Raw genomic sequence first — 17,940 nt, 5'->3', positions numbered from 1 at the left:
TTACTTCTTTTTCTTAAAGATGAACAGTTCGCTAAGTTTATCCAGCTTCTTGCGAAGTACCAGACCGACTCCGGTTTCCGTAATCTCGCCTTCGAGTACACTTTCGTAATTTTTATCGTAGAACAGACGGACATAACGGGTTCCGGTTCTATCCAAACGATATTCCAGAGAGATGTTATCGATGAAAGATTCCGCGTCATTCGTCGCATTCTCACCCGTAGAAACTTTACCTCCGATTACAATCTGGAAACGGTTATTGAAGAGACGTTGTGAATAACGGAAACTGTAATCCGTACGCTTACCACCCGTATCCGACAGATCGTGGTCTTCGATACCGACAGAAACACTGGCATTTTTCAGGTTTCCCATCAATGAGTTGATTTGGCTACTTAATACGGAGTTCAATGCAGAACCCATATTCAGTTTACCCAGTCCACCACCTCCGCCACCAATCGGTCCGGTGCCAAGGTAGGTTTTCATAACCATGATATATAGAGCCTGTTTACCTCTCTCTTCCGCGCCCATAGCCGTCAATTCATTTTGTATGGTTGCGTCTTCGGGGGCAGATACGTCAAAGGCGAAAGAAAGATTATCCAGTCGGTTCTTGACGACGATAGACACATCGAAATTAACCATACGTGTTCCACCATTCTCTCCTTCGGAGACAGAAGCGCGGATACGGTCGGTTGCTTTGAAGTTCAGCATCGGGTCCATAGGATTTCCCGTCCATTCCACATAGCTGCCGTTGTCGATAGCAAATTCTTTGGCAGCGATGACAGGCAAAGCATATTTCATCAAACCGCCGCTCAACGTATAGCGTCCGGTCAATGTCAGGTCACCCTGCGGAGTATATTTCATAGAGAGGTCACCTCCTCCCTCCAGTTCAACACGATTGTCATTGCTTGCGTCCAAATCGACTTTCAAACGAACGGACGGGTCGATGTGTACCATCATCACCATATCCAGCCCGCCTAAAGAAACAGTCGGCACTTCTTGCTGAACAACCGTAGTGGTGTCACTAAATGAAGTAAAGGTTACCAAACTTCCCAAACGGTCCTGCACAGTCAACGGTGAATCGGTCAATATATAAGAAACATCTGTATTGCCCAGCAAACTCATGTTTCCACGCATATTCAATCCGTCTAACGGCCCTTTCACCGTTGCCCGGAAATCAGCATATACTTTTCCGTAAACCAGACTTTCACGGGTACGTTTGGCATCCAGAAGCGTATAGTTCTGTGCCAGCAGATTCAGATTTGCCATCGGCCGGGACATATCTCTGAAATCGACAGATCCGTCAATCGTAAATGGATTCTTTCCTGTTGTATAAATAGCGAATTTATCAAATTCCAAACGATTATTCTTTATCTGCACCGGGCGGTTATCGAACCGGAAGTTAGCACCATACTGCCGGGAAAGGACAGTAACACTATCCAATATCAGTTCGCCATTAATCAAAGGTTGTTCGGTGCTACCGGTAATGTTCAGATTACCATCCATATCACCGGCTAATGTAACCATCTGATCGGGAATGAATACGTTCGCTACACGGAGCGGGAAGTGCTCCAGAGTGGCATTTACTTCCAGACTATCCTTCCCTGTCTGGGTTGGAACCAGCTTGCCATCCGCCACCATCACTTCCACTTTGTCATGATTCAGATAAGCGTTAAGATATTGTTTCCCTTGTTCGCCCGGCAACCAGGTAGCTCCTAATGTTACATCACCAATTCGTTGACGTTCATAAGTCAGCTCGTCAATAGATGATTCAACCGAGAGTTGAAGATCTTTTTCAGTCTGCACGTAGTGTGCTTCCGCAGAGAATAAACCGGTTATTTCCGGGAAGTAAGGCAGTACTTTGCTCAATTCGGCTAAACTGATTCTTCGGATTTCGACATCAATATTCTGTAAAGAAACAGTGTCCCCCCGCACCGAATGTACACGGAATCCCATTCCTTCATCGTCCCACATATCTACATTAGCGTATACACGCATATTCTTATGCACATAAATCCAGTTGTGATTCTCATTAAAATGGAATTTCTGGAAGGCGATAATCGGTTCTTCCGGGATTAATGTGAAAGCTAATCCATCGCCTTTTCCTTGCCCTTCAAACAAAGGACGCGCATTGACACCGAGCAGTACGCCCGTTTCTCCTTTTCCATTCTTAAAATCTACCAGCAGTTCCGCATCCCGGTCACGAATCTCTCCTGTCAGTGTAGTAGAGAAGGAGAATTGCGGATTCTTCGGTCCGTTAATAACACCGGCACGCAATTTCATGAGTGTGGTATCTTGTTTGACTGTAAAGAAAATCGTGTCCAGTTGCAAGGTGTCTACTTTCAAAGCATGAATAGCGGCTTTTCCATTAATTCCCCAATTAGGAGCTGCTCCGAATTTCACAGAAGCATCATGGTAAGCTATCTTTTTAGTAGCCAGAAAATATGCCAAAGGGTTTTCTTGTCCTGCAGAGAAAGAGAAAACTGCCGTCGGTAGCGCCTTACGCAGTTCAGCGTGATTCAATGCTTTCTCATCAATCTGCTTCATCAATACATCCACAAAGTGAGTAGATTGGCGAATTAAAGGATTAACGCCGGAACGTGCGCTCAAGTCGAGTTTCATATCTCCAGAAACGAAATGTGCCGAGACTAAATCCCGACGAGCTTCGGCAGCTAAATTAAAAGTAAGCGGACGCTTCATTGGCTGCGGCATGATTCCTAATTCATGTAAATCCAGTTGAGTGACATCAACCGTTATCTTACCATCAGGATAACTGTGCGCCAAATTATATTCCGCATCGGTTGTCATTTTCAATAAAGCATTGTCACTTGTCAGATGTGCGGTGACCAGTGCGCCTTTAAGGTCTCCTGTCAAATTAAGATTGGAGAGATGATATTTTGCATAATGAAGCTGATCTAATGAAAGATTCAGTTTGGCAAAAGAATGATAAGACATGACATCCAGTCCACGACCATTAGCCGCAGCCGAAAGAGACAGTTCGTAGATAGAATCTTTCGGAAGGAAGTTATGGAGTTGCAGATTGTCTATCTTCAGATCAGCTTTGTAAACTTCGGTAGATGTATTTAATGCTGCATTCACGTCCATAGCTCCTTTCCCCTCTTTCAGACGGAGGCCTGCTTTGTATTCAGGACCTTTGATATCAACTTTCGCCACCAGATTCATGCTGTCAGGGACTACAATCGTACCATTGGGAGCCTCTCCTGACAGAGCGGTCAGGAAGTTCAAATTTTGAGTTGTCATTTTCAGCCCAATGGTTCCGGTACGAGTCAGGCTGTCAGCCAGGTTTTCTATCATACCGCCGCCTTCTAAAGCAAAAGCACCCGGCAAGTCTACCGTAAAACGGGAAATCTGCATTTGTTTCAAGTTACCGTCCGTACCGGCACGAATGACAAGCGGACGAAATGGATAGGCTTCTTTAAAGCTATCAGGCAATCCTCCTGCAAATAACATAACATCTTCTTTGCCGATATAGGCATTGAGATTGGCGGACAAACGTCCTGTAGTCGGGATGTTGACAAGTTCCCAATAAGTATGGGCAGATAAATCGATTTCAGAATGAGGGGTTTTTAGTTTTAAACCGGGAACACTAATGATTGAATCGTTAGAGTATGCTCTACCTGTCAGTGAAACAACACTTAATCCGGAACGTTCATTCATTGTAAACTCACGAATGACCGCATTCATGTCCCTGCCTTTATACAACAGGGAATCCAAAGCGATGCGAACATCACGAACGGCAATATGGGAAGCATCAAAACCTTCTATTGGTTGCGCAGTTCCTGTATCATAACTGGCGGAAGTTCCCGACAACAGAAACTTCTTCAAACCATAAAACTGATTTTTCAAATCAGCCTGTGCATCATCAATAGCAGCCTCCCCGATATGAGCTGCCATCCGCATGGAATCAACAGGAAGTTGCATACTGAATGATACATTCTTTAATTTCAACTGATGAAGATCCACTTTCCAGTTTACAGGAGCAGAGGCTGTGGTATCTTTAGGAGTGGTGGTAGTATCATTCATCAGCAACTGCACATGGGTATCAGACAGTTCGGCCTGATTGATAATCGCTATTTCATTGGACAAGTCAACACCATGGCTTTGCAGGAAGAAACGTCCTAAAACGCCTTTAATCTTCATTCCTTCCATCAAATTGGCTGAATTAACGGCTACCCGGCTCAAAGTGACTTCATCCACTTCGACTTTTCCTTTTATTAACGGCCATGCCTGCACACGGACATTCAGGCTTTCCAAAGACAAAAGAGTATCCGGCTGTTGAATAACCTCTACGCCACGAACCAACAGATTAAGCGGGAAACGAAGGTCTATCCGTTCCACCTGAATCTGCATACCGGTTGCCTTAGAGGCGTATGCAGTAACCTCCCGACGCAAAAGATTCTGAACGGGAGGAACATAAAGCAATACCATTAGTATTACAAAGAGTATTATAGGAGTAAGCAGTATCCAGCTTACCCAGCGTATCCATTTTCGTTTCATGTAAAATGTGTCAGTGTAAATAAGGTGACACAAAGTAAACAAATTATTTTGAAAAAAGGTTTGGCTAATAGTAAGAAAGATACAGATACTAGCCAAGGAGTAGAAGAAAATAGCTTATCGGGTATTTTTCATCACTATCAAATAGCGCTCTGCCTCACTTATTATTTTATGGACAGCCTCTAATATATTAAGTGTTGTTTCTTCTATTTTTTCCGAGAATTTTTCTCCACGACAAGCTTCCAGCCATTTTAATGGAGTTATGGTTTCATCCGCTCCAATCATTGTAAAGAGAGGGAGGAGCTTATGCGCCATAGCAGCTATCCCGTCCACCTCTTTATCGTTCAGCGCTTGTTGCATCCGTTCGATATTCTTACCTGTTTCTTCAATAAAAGTCTGAATAATGGAGGATGCTGCTTCCGGATCGTCTTCAGAATAAGCAGTAAGTGCAGAGAAATTTATTCCGGCTGTTGCCATATCTTCTGTGATATGCGCTTCATCAGCGGAGAGTTGCCCTTCATTTACCGTCATCAATAATTCTTTTACTGTAAACGGTTTATGCAGACAACCGGCAAAGCCATGTTCATGTAAAGCTGCCTTATCCATTTCGCTACGGGCGGTCACAGCAATGACGGGGATTGTTTTTGCTTGTGGTATATTAGAAGCCCGCAATAATTTTACCAAATCAAAACCGTTAATAGCAGGCATTTGTATATCTGTCAGCAATACATCGAAGACGGAAGAGCGAAGCTGTTCGATCAACTGCTCCAGCTGTTCACAACATACCGCATCGATACCATGTTGTTTCAACATGGCAGCAGTCAGATTCAACTGAATCTTATCGTCATCGATCAAAAGAACACGGATGACTTTCATCGGAGGAATCGCGGCCGACTCCTCTGTTATATCCACATTTTCGCTTTCGGGAGATTCACTTTCCGCAATGGATTTACCTACCGGATAAAGAGGCAGAGTTACAGTAAAACAGCTTCCTTTTCCTAATGTGCTTTGCACGTCAATGGTTCCTTCAAGCAAGGTTACCAGTTTCTTCACAATAGAGAGTCCGAGTCCGAAACCTTCCTCTCCCTGCGCACCGGAAAGACGTGTAAACTCCTGAAAGATACGTTCACGATCTTCTGATGCCATTCCTTTTCCTGTATCGGCGATAGCAATGGTTAACTTAGAAGAATCATAACCGGCTGTCAGGCTAATCTCTCCTTTTTGAGTAAACTTTACGGCATTAGACAAAAGGTTGTTCACTATTTGCCGGAGTCGCAAAGGATCACTGATATATCTTCCGTTCAGTTCCGGGGCGACGTGACATTGCAAGGCTAAACCTTTGGCAGCGGTCAAAGGTTCGAAACTGACATAAATTTCGTCGAACAGCTGGGAAGGGTTAAAGGTTACACGGTTCACTTCCGCTTTATTGAGATCGAGCCGATGGAAATCGAGCAAGTCACTGACTAGTTTCAACAAATGTTCCGAAGAGCTTTTCATATTGTCGAGGTAGAAACGTTGCCGTTCATCTTCTGTCAGCCGGGACAGAAGTTCGGTATATCCCATGATTGACCCCAGCGGCGCCTTAAAGTCATGGGTAATGGCCAGCATTAATTTCTCACGGGCAACAAGCAAATCTTCCGCGCGTTTATTCGCCACCTCCAATTGCTGACGATAACGGTTGCTGCGAGAGATATCCCGCATAATCAATATCAGGAAAAAAGCAGATAATAGTACGGCACCAACCGCGATACCGCCGATGATACGCGCCGACCGCATTCTTACCTCCTGCTGAAGCTCGGCATCCTGACGGGCACGCAGGGTCATTTCTTCCTCATATTGTTTAATCAGACTATCCATTCGTGCCGTCAACTGTGTATTCATCCGCTGGTACTTCGTACTGGTACGCCGGATGGTTTTCTTCCGTTGCAACCGTTTTTCTTCGGTAGCCATGCGGATTTTCTGCTGAAGAGAATCTTTAGAAGTAGTCGGTTGAAGAATGGTATCAGTGGCTACTTCCAGCGATGTATTAACTAATACGGCACTGTCTTGTTTAGAAGGGGAAAACACTTCGGCGAGCCGTTTGAAGAATCCCTTCTTTTTAGGAGTAGTTATTAACGAGTCACGCTTGGTAATGACCCGATGTTGTACCCGTTGCTGGGTAATGACAGAATCTTGTTCGGAAATGATTTCTTCAATCTCCGAAGCAGAGAGAAGGCTGTCGTTTGCTTCACTTAACACCCGCAACATCTGAATCGTGTTTTGATCTTTCTCGTGGAGAAGGGTCAATAGACTATCAGTTCTTAAGTTCTGCTGATCGTCGGCTGCCGACAATGCTTCCATCTCACGATGTACAAACACCAGCGAGAAAAGGAGGATCGCCAGTAACAAAGTGTAACCGGCGGTTATTTTCAACTTTGTAAAACGGAAGGAAGCCATTGGGATAAAAGTTTTAAGTATTAAGTATTAAGTATTAGGTTTTGGGGTGGGGTTCGGGGAGTTTTGTCATGTAGTGGAAACGCCACCAGAGCATTAGTCCCGCACTCGTCAGACCAAAAGGAAATGCCATCCAGACACCTACTATCCCCCATCCCATTACAAAGCCGCAGAAATATCCTACGGGAAGCGAAATAACGAAATAGGCGATAAAGGCGATAACCATCATTAGTTTTACATCTGAAATTCCACGCAAAGCATTGGCGAAAGTGATTTGAAGCCCGTCGCCAAACTGATAGACAAGGAAAGGAAAAATTAAAGATGTCACCATAGCAACCACTTCCTGGCTGTCGGTAAACCAGCTTCCCAAGTAATTCCGGCAAAGGAAGACAATCAAGGAAAGCACGACACCCAATGTCATCATCAGATGAAAACCGGCATAGGCTGAACGGCGTACATTGACGATGTCATTCTGGCCTTTGAAATTGCTGACACGAACAGCAACAGCAGCCCCCATACCGTAATACATCATAAAGGTAAACTGCGAAATAGCCAACATCACCTGATGAGAAGCCAAAGCGATCGTACCTAGCCAACCGATCATGATAGCACTCAAACTAAAGGAGGCTGTCTCCATTCCCATCTGGAAAGCAATCGGCCATCCTAGTCCATTCAAGCGTCCAAATACTGCACGTGACCATCCCAAACGGAAAAAGCCAATCTTATAACGGACGAAACGCGGACTACGCATAAAGATGATTATAAATACAATCACCATCACAATACGCGAAAACAACGTACTAATACCTGCTCCCAACAAACCTAATTCGGGCAATCCGAGTTTACCGTAAATCAGGATATAGTTTCCTATGATATTCAAGACATTTCCTCCAAGCAATATCCACATGGCGGTTTGGGTATCCGTTATTCCGTCTGTGAATTGCTTGAATCCATTGAAAAGCATGACAAACACTAATGAAGCAAGCAAAACAAGGTAATACGGTTTAATCAGAGGAATCAATTCTTCCGGCTGTCCGAGATGCTCGATATTCAGATAAAGAACAGTCATACATATAGTCAGCAGCAATGCAACCATCAGATTTGCCAACAAGCTGTTGCGCAATGCCTGTCCGGCAGGAGCATACTGATGAGTCCCATACAGCCCTCCTACAATGGGAGTCAGTCCATACGAAAACCCTGTACTGAAAATAATCGCCAGATTAAACACATTATTTACGAAGGAAGCTGCTCCCAGCTCAATCGTACTATGATGTCCGATCATTAACGTATCCGCAAATCCGAGAACGATCACTCCTATTTGCCCGATCACAATCGGTAGTCCGAGAAAAATTAGTGCTTTATAATGCTCTTTATATGTACTATAAATATGTCTCATTTACTTTTCCGTTACCTAAACGTATCTCCATTTTCAGGCAAAGGGACTTTCCCCTTTCACTGATAAATTATAAAAAAGGGAGAATTTAATTTTGTTGTTTCTTATAATATAGTATTACTCCGTTCTCCTTACGGAAAGCAGATTGAGCTACCGCCCGCAATTGTTCAGCCGTGACAGACCGATAACGATCGACCTCTTTTTCCATGTCCTCCGCCCGGCCAAGCAATTCGTACCAAGCCAGGTTGGTTGCCACATTCAAATAATTGATGTTGCCGAATATCTGGGTGGACTCAAATTTGTTCTTCACTTTTTCCAGTTCCTGTTCGTCAACCAATTCTTGCTGCAACAGTTCCAGTTCTTCCCGCACTGCCGCTTCCGCCTGTTCCAGGGTGACACCTGCCGAAGGTTTACCACTAATATGGAATAACCCCGCATCTACACTGCCGGAAATATAAGCATCTATACTCGAAAATAATTGTTTCTGTTGTACCAAACGCTGGTTCAACCGGCTGGAACGTCCGTTGCTCAACACATCCGACAAAATATCAAATGCATAATAATCCGGATGGCAATGGGCAGGCATGTGGTATGCCATAAATAAAGAATCGAGAGGAACATTTCTCTCTACCGTCAGCCGCCGTTCTTCCGTCTGTTCCTGTTCTTGTGGCAGGTTCCGTTGAGGAACTTCCCGACGAGGAATAGAGCCGAACCATTTTTCTGTCAAAGCAACCGCCTCTTCGAAAGAGATATTACCGGTCACAGCTAATATGGCATTATTAGGAGCATAAAAACGGAAAAAGAATGCCTTCACTTCTTCCAGCGTAGCATTGGCAATATGCGACAACTCTTTTCCGATAGTAGGCCATTGATAAGGATGCGTCTGATAAGCCAGAGGACGCAAAAGATGTCCGATATCCCCATAAGGCTGATTCAAACATCGCTGTTTGAATTCTTCCATTACTACTCCCCGCTGTACCTCCAGACTCCGTTCGCTAAAATCAAGACTCAACATCCGGTCGGATTCCAACCAAAAGCCGGTTTCTACATTCTGACGAGGTACAGTGAGGTAGTAATTGGTTATATCATTATTCGTCCAGGCATTATTCTCTCCACCCGCCAATTGAAGCGGCATATCATAATCGGGAATATTCACCGACCCTCCGAACATCAGGTGTTCGAACAAATGGGCAAAACCGGTATGTTCGGGATCTTCGTCGCGAGCTCCCACATTATATAATATATTAAGGGCAACCATCTGCGTACTTTCGTCCTGCGAATGTACCAGACGTAACCCATTATCAAGAATATGCCTGTTGATTTTCATATATTTCAGTCAAGTATTGTCACCTTTGTTATTTTTACATCTTCTTCGGGACGATCGCTACGGTCGGTTTTCACCTGCTGGATTTTATCCACAATATCCAGACCTTTCACTACTTCACCGAACACAGTATATTCGCCATCCAGATGCGGAGTTCCTCCCACCGTTGTATAGGCTTCAATCTGTTCCGGAGTGAAATGAAATTCCGGTTGTTTAGCTGCCATTTCCTGTGCCTCTGCAAACAACTTTTCCTGCAAATCATAAAGACCGTTTTCGTCATTTGCTTTTCGCATCTTATAAATTTCCTTCATGTGTTTCTGTGCCAGCGTATTGAAAATAACATTAATCTTATTCTCATTCATCTGGCTTTCCATACCCAGCAAGGTAGAGTCATTGAACACCTTACCTGTCACGATATAGAACTGACAACCGGAAGATTCTTTCTTCGGGTTCACATTATCTCCCTGACGGGCAGCGGACAAGGCACCTTTCTTATGGAAATATTTAGGATATACAAATTCAGCGGGAACAGTATAACCTACATCTCCCGTACCCAGCATTTTTCCTTTCGGTGCATTCTTTGAGTCCGGGTCACCAGCCTGAATCATAAAATCTTTGATAACACGATGAAACAGTGTGCCTTCATAAACACCGTCCTTCACCAGTTTGATAAAATTATCACGATGTTTCGGTGTCTCATTATATAGTTTCACCTCGATATCTCCTACAGTTGTCTCAATCTTTACCAACGTTTCTTTATCCATGTCTCCTCCTTTTTTTGTTCCGGTTTTGCAGGCAGTAAGTCCGCAAAACGATATGGTTAATATTATCAATAGAATCTTTTTCATAACACTTTTATTTAATTTAAGTTTGCAAATATACCACTTTCGCCTAAATCCTCTTACCTTTGTGACTTAAAAGAATCAAAACCTGACATGATGAGCTCCATATTGATCGTTGAAGATGATATCACTTTTGGAATGATGCTAAAAACCTGGCTAGGCAAAAAGGGCTTTGAAGTATCATCAGTGAGTAATATTGCCCGCGCCCGAAAACATATCGAAAGCCAAAACGTCGATCTGATTTTATCAGACCTGCGACTACCCGACCACGAAGGTATCGATCTGCTGAAATGGATGAATGAACAAGGCATGGACATTCCTTTAATCATCATGACTGGCTATGCGGATATACAATCCGCCGTACAGGCAATGAAACTGGGAGCACGTGATTATATAGCCAAACCGGTAAATCCGGAAGAATTACTGAAGAAAATTTCTGAATGTCTACAGTCTGAAAAGAGTCCTGCTACTCATAACGTTGCTAAATCTTCTTCTAAAAAAGGTGCTTCTACTTCATCTAAAGATTCAACAGAAAATCATCGTGCTTATCTGGAAGGAGAAAGTGATGCAGCCAAACAACTCTACAATTATGTAGGTCTGGTAGCTCCGACCAATATGTCCGTACTTATCAACGGTTCCAGCGGAACAGGAAAAGAGTATGTGGCGCACCGTATTCATCAACTTAGCAAACGAAACGATAAACCGTTTATTGCCGTAGATTGTGGTTCTATCCCCAAAGAACTGGCTGCTTCCGAATTTTTCGGTCATGTGAAAGGTTCGTTTACAGGTGCTCTGACAGATAAAACGGGTGCTTTCGTTGCAGCCAACGGTGGTACTATCTTTCTGGATGAGATCGGAAACCTTAGTTATGAAGTGCAGATACAACTGCTTCGTGCCTTGCAAGAGAGAAAAATACGTCCGGTAGGTTCTACACAGGAGATATCGGTAGATATTCGTCTGGTATCTGCCACCAATGAGAATCTGGAACAAGCCATTGAAAAAGGTACTTTCCGTGAAGACCTTTATCATCGTATCAATGAATTTACCCTCCGTATGCCCGATCTGAAAGAACGGAAAGAAGATATTCTGCTCTTTGCCAATTTCTTCCTCGATCAGGCAAACAAGGAACTGGATAAACACCTGATTGGTTTCGATGCAAAAGCATCGCAAGCTTTAATGAATTATCATTGGCCGGGAAATTTGCGCCAAATGAAGAACATCGTCAAAAGAGCAACTTTATTGGCACAAAGCAGTTTCATTACTTTATTGGAATTGGGGACCGAGCTTTTAGAAACTCCTGCATCCAGCAATACGAGCATTGCATTACGCAATGAAGAGACTGAAAAAGAGCATATTTTGGAGGCGCTACGCCAAACAGGAAACAATAAGAGTAAAGCAGCGCAATTACTGAATATTGATCGAAAGACTTTATATAATAAATTGAAATTATACAATATTGATTTGTAACAAGTTACATTCTTGCATTTTCTCAAGTGTTCTCATGCCTATGAGAAAATTTTCTCAATGCAATGAGAAAAAATTCTCACTATTATGAGTATTTATTCTCATCACGGTGAGAAATGATTCCTTTTTGTAGTGCTCGAACTTATCTTTAACCGAATCTATCGCATTACCAGATATTATTAATTTTAATGCATATTCCATAGAATAAAATGCCCCCCATGAATAAAAAAACATTATTACCCCTTGCATTTGTGCCACTCGCAGCAACCAATCTGCAAGCACAAAGCAATATGCAAATAGAACACGCGGACAAACGTCCGAATATCATTCTCTTTATGGTAGACGATATGGGATGGCAGGATACTTCACTCCCATTCTGGACACAGAAGACACACTATAACGAATTGTACGAGACTCCAAATATGGAGCGGTTAGCCAAACAGGGAATGATGTTTACTCAAGCGTATGCCAACAGTATCAGTTCTCCTACCCGGTGCAGCCTCATCACCGGAACCAACGCCGCACGTCACCGAGTAACTAACTGGACGCTGCAAAAGAATACAATGACAGACCGTAAAGATAGCATTCTGGCAGTCCCTGACTGGAATTACAATGGAGTAAGTCAAGTGTCCGGCACTAATCATACTTTCGTAGGAACCTCCTTCGTGCAACTGCTAAAGAACAGCGGTTATCATACTATACATTGTGGAAAAGCCCATTTCGGAGCGATAGATACTCCAGGGGAAGATCCGCATCATTGGGGATTCGAGGTAAATATTGCCGGACATGCGGCCGGTGGACTTGCCAGTTACCTGGGAGAAGAGAACTACGGACATACCAAAGATGGGAAAGCGGTATCACTGATGTCTGTTCCCGGATTAGAGAAATATTGGGGAACGGAAACCTTTGTAACTGAAGCATTGACGTTGGAAGCCATTAAAGCACTGGATAAAGCGAAAAAGTATAATCAGCCTTTCTATTTGTATATGTCGCAATATGCCATCCACATTCCTTTGAACAAAGATATGCGCTTCTATGAGAAGTACAAGAAAAAAGGAATGACAGACCATGAAGCTGCTTATGCCACACTGATTGAAGGAATGGATAAAAGTTTAGGTGATTTAATGAACTGGCTGGAAAAGAATGGAGAAGCCAACAACACTATTATCATTTTTATGAGTGATAACGGAGGACTTGCATCCGAATCCGGATGGCGTGACGGCAAGCTGCATACACAGAATTATCCATTGAACAGTGGTAAAGGTTCTACTTATGAAGGCGGTATCCGCGAACCGATGATTATCAGCTGGCCGGGAGTAGTAGCTCCGGGAAGCAAATGCAACAACTACTTGTTGATAGAAGACTTCTACCCTACTATTCTTGAAATGGCAGGTGTCAAGAACTACCAGACAGTTCAACCGATAGACGGTATCAGTTTCATCCCTCTGCTGAAACAGACAGGCAACCCAGCTAAGGGTCGGAGTCTTTTCTGGAATATGCCTAACAACTGGGGAAATGACGGTCCCGGAATCAACTTTAATTGTGCCGTTCGAAACGGTGACTGGAAATTGATTTATTACTATGGAACAGGAAAGAAAGAGTTATTCAACATACCTGATGATATAGGAGAAAGCAACGACCTTAGTGCACAGCATCCGGACATCGTGAAGAAACTTTCTAAAGAGCTGGGCAACTTTCTAAGAAAAGTAGATGCACAACGACCGACTTTCAAAGCGACAGGTAAACCTTGTCCCTGGCCGGATGAAATTAAGTAAATAGATTACCTAAATAAAAGAACTGTGGCGGGGAGTGTGGAATAATTCCACACTCCCCGCCACAGTTTCCACACACTCCACACATACTTCCCCACTATCCTAATTGGCATCATCTTCCTCATTCCCTTATTTATCAATCACTTATCATACATTATCTAATTTTGGCACGCGCTTTGATCTTTAATTAGACGTTAGCGAAAAGCAATAACCGATTCCTTAACACAAAGGTAGAGAATTGAAAACATATGTCTAATAATCATTAAAGCAAACGATTATGAAAAAATTAGTATTAGTAGTAGCAATGTTTATGTTTGTTTGTGGTGGTTCATTCCTTGTAAAGGCTCAGAGTTCTGCAGAAGCTGTGACAGCCCCGACAGAAATCAACGCAACAGTTGTCAATGATACAGTAGTAAAAGATACTGTAACTAAAGAAGACGCGCCTGCAAAGGCATCACTGGTTGCACTCGCCGCCAATGTCAATGATACAGTTGTCACAGACACTACATCAAAAGACAAACCGGCTGAGCCTGTCAAGGAATAACCTTGCCAACAACATGCAGGACATAGTCTGCCGAAGAATAGTAAGCACACTACAAAAAAAGCCATCCCTACTTTCGTCTATTCCGGGGATGGCTTTTTTATTATCCTATCTTCTTACAATCATTCTGTAGGAGTACTTGTTTCCAATATCGGATCTGTTTTCCAACTTGAAACAATATTTGCCGCCTCTGCTTCGAAGCTCTTTCCTGCCAAGGACACAAATGTCTTGGTATTACCATTTCCATTATTGAATAACCAATTAGCTACCATTCCATCCTTATCCTCACTCAACAACTTGCCGCTCTGCTCGGAGATCTGTTGATCCGACAAGGCTTTTGTCCAAATACGGGCATAACTGATAGCTCCGTTCAACCGGCGTTTACCATCAGACTGGCCGATGTAGAAATCAGAAGTAAGATTGATCTCTTTCAAATCATCCGGCGTACCGTTTGATAATTGAAGCGTTTCTCTGACACCATTTACATACAATGCAATCCGTTCGCTTCCGCTCTTACTATTATCCAATACCACAGCCACATCATACCACTTATTGGTTTCTATCTTAGTAGAGCCCTCATAGCGAATACTACCTTTATCATCTGCAGCAAGCTGAAGGAAACGTTCCTCATCATTGCTTCCTCCCTTATGCACATCGACACGCAGCAAGAATTTCTTCTCTATACCCATCACCGTATTAATCCGGGCATTTCCATTGTCATTGCCATTCAACGACTCAATGTTGAAACGAGCCTCAAATGTGAGCGTACTCAAATTCTTTAGCGATTCATCTGCCGTACCATTATATTCAAACGGTACTTTAAAGTAATTACCGCTACCCAGGTTTGCCACTTTATCTGCCTGTACCACCGTTACGGTCAGACTTAATTCCTGTTCCGCTTCGTCTCTGACAAACACGGTAGTGATACCCGCTTTCTTACCTATTAAATTGAAACGAGTGTCATCCACCTGCTGAATAGCTACAATCTCTTCATTCTCTGCTGTCAGACTATAACCTCCGTTTCCTTTTTCTACCGTAATCATGATCTTATTGTTGACTCCCACTCTCGGTGTCAGATTGGAGACATCGATAGAAATCGGATTTACCGTCACCTGAACCACTGCCTGTTTTCCTTTATGGTCTGTAAAAGTCACTGTTGTATGTCCGTTCTTCAAACCTGTCAAAGTATAGAAAGGACGGAACTGATCTGTATTAACCATGCTGACAACCGTTTCATCCTCCACCTCATAAGACAATTCATCATTGCTGGAAAAGTTTCCCATGCTGACAATCAGTTGCTTTTCACCGGCAACTTCCAAGATCACCTCCGGTTCATTCACTTCCAATTCAAATACACCTACATTCACAGAAATATTGGCAACTACTCCTTCTCCATCCATTACTTCGACGGTAGTGGCCCCATTCTGTGAGCCACTTTTTACAGTTATCAATTCGCCGGAAACGGTAGCCGTTGCAATGGCAGTGTTGAAACTTCTCACGGTATAGTTTCCGTTTCCAACCACTACATTCACTTTGGCTTCCTCATTCTGCCCGATACGTATTACCGGTTTGTTCACAATCAACTCTATCAAGTCTTTAGCCACATCGTCGTCGTCATCGTCATCACAACCTGTAACGGCAAACGATAATACCGACAAAAGCAACAGACACATATATGTATAGATTCGTTTCATCTGATTTTCTTTTTAAAGTTATACATTCCTACCGGTTTACCATCCGGGATTTTGTTCAATGGTCGGTGTCTTCTGCAACTCACTCTGGCGAATCGGGAACAGATAATGCTGAATAGAGAACGTACGTTCTTCCACGCAGAAACGCTCCATTCTATATTTCACACCGTCAACCGTAATGGCCCCATTCTCATCCTGCACCGGACGCATTCCGTTAATCATTCGCTGGCAACGGGGCAATGCACCGTTATTGGCAGCCCAGTATTTCTGTGTACGTTTTGAATTGTCACTCCCGCTCGATTTCCAAAGGCTTTCCTTTGCTAGCTCTTCCTTACTGGTGGGTTCCAGATACAAGCGGCAAGTCCACGGACGTTTTCCTTCATAAAAAAGTTCCACGCGACGTTCGCGCTGAATGTATTCACGCATCAACTGTTGATTAGTCTTTACTTCCGGCGGCATCGGTTTCATAAAAGAACGTTCACGAACCGTATTCACCAATTTATAAGCTTCATCGATATCCTCGCCCAATTCATTACAAGCCTCTGCATAAATATAAATAAACTCCGGAAGACGCCAGATGGCGGGCGCATTGATACTGAAGTTACCGGATTTGTTCCATGACTCCTGTTGGAATTTACGTAAATAATAACCGGTAGTAGTTGCATTGGTAGCACCAATCTTATCGGAACCACTCGCCGTATTGATCGTTTTCGACTCGTTCTTATTATTACGGTAAGGAGCTCCGTGATAAATTACATCACGATAGAAACGCGGGTCACGAGTACCTTTCACATACGGATTAGTATCATCATAGCCACCTTTGCGGGCTTCTGCCGAATATACCGGATAGCCATAATCACCTACGATATATTCGTATTCATCCACTTGTTCCTGCACCGGTTGCTGGCGCGAACTTCCCTCACGGCTGGGCGGATAAATATCACCCTGCCATGCCTGATCCTTGCTCTTCGTCATAAAGAACACATACTCATTGGCAAAGGCATCCATATCATAAAACATATCCCACAAACGAGCATATACACGGCTGTCATTCAGATTACCGTCAGCCGGATCCTTGAAATCATTTGCATCATGTTTCGTATAGAGAGAATAACGCTTGGTTCCGCCGACTTCGAAATCCAGAACGGCTTTAGCCGCTTCTTTGGCTTTTCTCCAACGAGTAGCATCATAAGCATACTCATTTTCAAACACACGACGCAAGTTGTATCCATATTGAGAAGCACCGTTCCACAACGGAGTAGCCGCTACCCAGCGAACAAAAGAAATCAATCCCAGACAGGCTCCCTTATCCACACGCCCAAAATTCTCGGAAGTTTTCACATATTTATTAGGAACCATGCCATAAGCAGTTTGCGCATCCGTCACAATCTTTTCAACCATCGAATGAACAGATTCTTTCTTGAAGTCCATATTATCTCCGGCATTAATCACACGGTCAATATAAGGAGCTTCGCCATACATACGCAATAACAGCATGTGGAAATAACCACGCATGAAATACATCTCACCGATACGGTTGCGAAGATCACCATCCTGCTGTGGGTTGTCGGGCGTGTTATACTTCTGTACATTTTCTATAATCAGGTTCGCTTTACGGATTCCTTCATAAAGAGCTTCCCAATATTGCCCTACACTACCGGGCAAAGAATTCGGGTTCCAGGCACCGTTATTGAAGTTATTCGTAATGTTTCCCTCTACGTTGGTTCCTTCACATTCGTCCGTAATGGCACTGTTGCTGAAGTGCTCGAAGAACACCAGCGGACGGTCTGCTTTCTTTGCAGCCGCGTATACGTCGGAAACCAGTCCGTTCACTTTTTCGTAACGGGCAAAAACGTCCGCTTCCGTAATATTATCATCATCGTCCCGATCCAGGTAATCGCTACATGAAGTAAAGACCAACGGCAGGACCAATAAAGCAATTGCTGAAAATCTATATAACTTTTTCATATT

General features: G+C 43.4%; 10 protein-coding genes. 3 read left to right on the top strand and 7 right to left on the bottom strand.

The window, feature by feature from the left end; translation table 11 throughout:
* The 5 genes from KQP79_RS15885 to KQP79_RS15865 all read right to left on the bottom strand — a co-directional run bounded on the left by KQP79_RS15885 (position 1) and on the right by KQP79_RS15865 (position 10,507).
* Positions 1–4,512, bottom strand: a complete 4,512-nt coding sequence (locus KQP79_RS15885; RefSeq protein ID WP_032812039.1) for a translocation/assembly module TamB domain-containing protein — start codon at positions 4,510–4,512, stop codon at positions 1–3.
* 114 nt (positions 4,513–4,626) lie between these two features.
* The gene (locus tag KQP79_RS15880; protein WP_117809425.1) at positions 4,627–6,945 is read right to left on the bottom strand and encodes a hybrid sensor histidine kinase/response regulator; all 2,319 of its coding nucleotides are present in this window, start codon (positions 6,943–6,945) and stop codon (positions 4,627–4,629) included.
* 34 nt (positions 6,946–6,979) lie between these two features.
* Positions 6,980–8,338, bottom strand: coding sequence for an MATE family efflux transporter (locus KQP79_RS15875; RefSeq protein WP_004313043.1), 1,359 nt, complete (start codon positions 8,336–8,338; stop codon positions 6,980–6,982).
* A gap of 85 nt (positions 8,339–8,423) precedes the next feature.
* On the bottom strand, positions 8,424–9,662 hold the full coding sequence (locus KQP79_RS15870; RefSeq protein ID WP_004299932.1) for a M16 family metallopeptidase: 1,239 nt from the start codon (positions 9,660–9,662) through the stop codon (positions 8,424–8,426).
* 5 nt (positions 9,663–9,667) lie between these two features.
* A complete protein-coding gene (locus KQP79_RS15865; protein WP_004304934.1) occupies positions 9,668–10,507 on the bottom strand; it encodes a peptidylprolyl isomerase in 840 nt (279 codons plus the stop codon).
* An 87-nt stretch (positions 10,508–10,594) separates the two neighbouring features.
* Here KQP79_RS15865 and KQP79_RS15860 point away from each other — a divergent pair, with 87 nt between their 5' ends.
* The 3 genes from KQP79_RS15860 (at position 10,595) to KQP79_RS15850 (ending at position 14,281) form a co-directional block, all read left to right on the top strand.
* Complete coding sequence (locus KQP79_RS15860) at positions 10,595–11,968, top strand: sigma-54-dependent transcriptional regulator (RefSeq protein ID WP_004304936.1); 1,374 nt, start codon at positions 10,595–10,597, stop codon at positions 11,966–11,968.
* A 215-nt stretch (positions 11,969–12,183) separates the two neighbouring features.
* Positions 12,184–13,740 (top strand): sulfatase, encoded by a 1,557-nt coding sequence (locus tag KQP79_RS15855; RefSeq protein ID WP_118419219.1) that lies wholly within the window; start codon positions 12,184–12,186, stop codon positions 13,738–13,740.
* Between the two features lie 274 nt (positions 13,741–14,014).
* A complete protein-coding gene (locus KQP79_RS15850) occupies positions 14,015–14,281 on the top strand; it encodes a hypothetical protein (protein ID WP_004299920.1) in 267 nt (88 codons plus the stop codon).
* A 119-nt stretch (positions 14,282–14,400) separates the two neighbouring features.
* Here the strand turns inward: KQP79_RS15850 and KQP79_RS15845 are convergent, their stop codons facing one another.
* Positions 14,401–15,972, bottom strand: a complete 1,572-nt coding sequence (locus tag KQP79_RS15845; RefSeq protein WP_004310443.1) for a LamG domain-containing protein — start codon at positions 15,970–15,972, stop codon at positions 14,401–14,403.
* Between the two features lie 36 nt (positions 15,973–16,008).
* Positions 16,009–17,937 carry a RagB/SusD family nutrient uptake outer membrane protein gene (locus tag KQP79_RS15840; protein ID WP_004299918.1) on the bottom strand — a complete coding sequence of 643 codons (1,929 nt, stop codon included), beginning with the start codon at positions 17,935–17,937 and terminating at the stop codon, positions 16,009–16,011.
* Positions 17,938–17,940: the final 3 nt, after the last annotated feature.

Source organism: Bacteroides sp. DH3716P (assembly GCF_025914115.1).
Classification (GTDB): domain Bacteria; phylum Bacteroidota; class Bacteroidia; order Bacteroidales; family Bacteroidaceae; genus Bacteroides; species Bacteroides ovatus.
The sequence above is the reverse complement of the archived record's forward strand: the minus strand, read 5'-3'. Positions and strand labels throughout refer to the sequence as shown.

What these genes read in the sequence shown, in the direction of transcription:
- KQP79_RS15850 (WP_004299920.1), top strand. Translation starts at nt 14,015, where the DNA reads ATGAAAAAATTAGTATTAGTAGTAGCAATGTTTATGTTTGTTTGTGGT.
- KQP79_RS15880 (WP_117809425.1), bottom strand. Translation starts at nt 6,945, where the DNA reads ATGGCTTCCTTCCGTTTTACAAAGTTGAAAATAACCGCCGGTTACACT.
- KQP79_RS15870 (WP_004299932.1), bottom strand. Translation starts at nt 9,662, where the DNA reads ATGAAAATCAACAGGCATATTCTTGATAATGGGTTACGTCTGGTACAT.
- KQP79_RS15875 (WP_004313043.1), bottom strand. Translation starts at nt 8,338, where the DNA reads ATGAGACATATTTATAGTACATATAAAGAGCATTATAAAGCACTAATT.
- KQP79_RS15855 (WP_118419219.1), top strand. Translation starts at nt 12,184, where the DNA reads ATGAATAAAAAAACATTATTACCCCTTGCATTTGTGCCACTCGCAGCA.
- KQP79_RS15845 (WP_004310443.1), bottom strand. Translation starts at nt 15,972, where the DNA reads ATGAAACGAATCTATACATATATGTGTCTGTTGCTTTTGTCGGTATTA.
- KQP79_RS15885 (WP_032812039.1), bottom strand. Translation starts at nt 4,512, where the DNA reads ATGAAACGAAAATGGATACGCTGGGTAAGCTGGATACTGCTTACTCCT.
- KQP79_RS15860 (WP_004304936.1), top strand. Translation starts at nt 10,595, where the DNA reads ATGATGAGCTCCATATTGATCGTTGAAGATGATATCACTTTTGGAATG.
- KQP79_RS15865 (WP_004304934.1), bottom strand. Translation starts at nt 10,507, where the DNA reads ATGAAAAAGATTCTATTGATAATATTAACCATATCGTTTTGCGGACTT.
- KQP79_RS15840 (WP_004299918.1), bottom strand. Translation starts at nt 17,937, where the DNA reads ATGAAAAAGTTATATAGATTTTCAGCAATTGCTTTATTGGTCCTGCCG.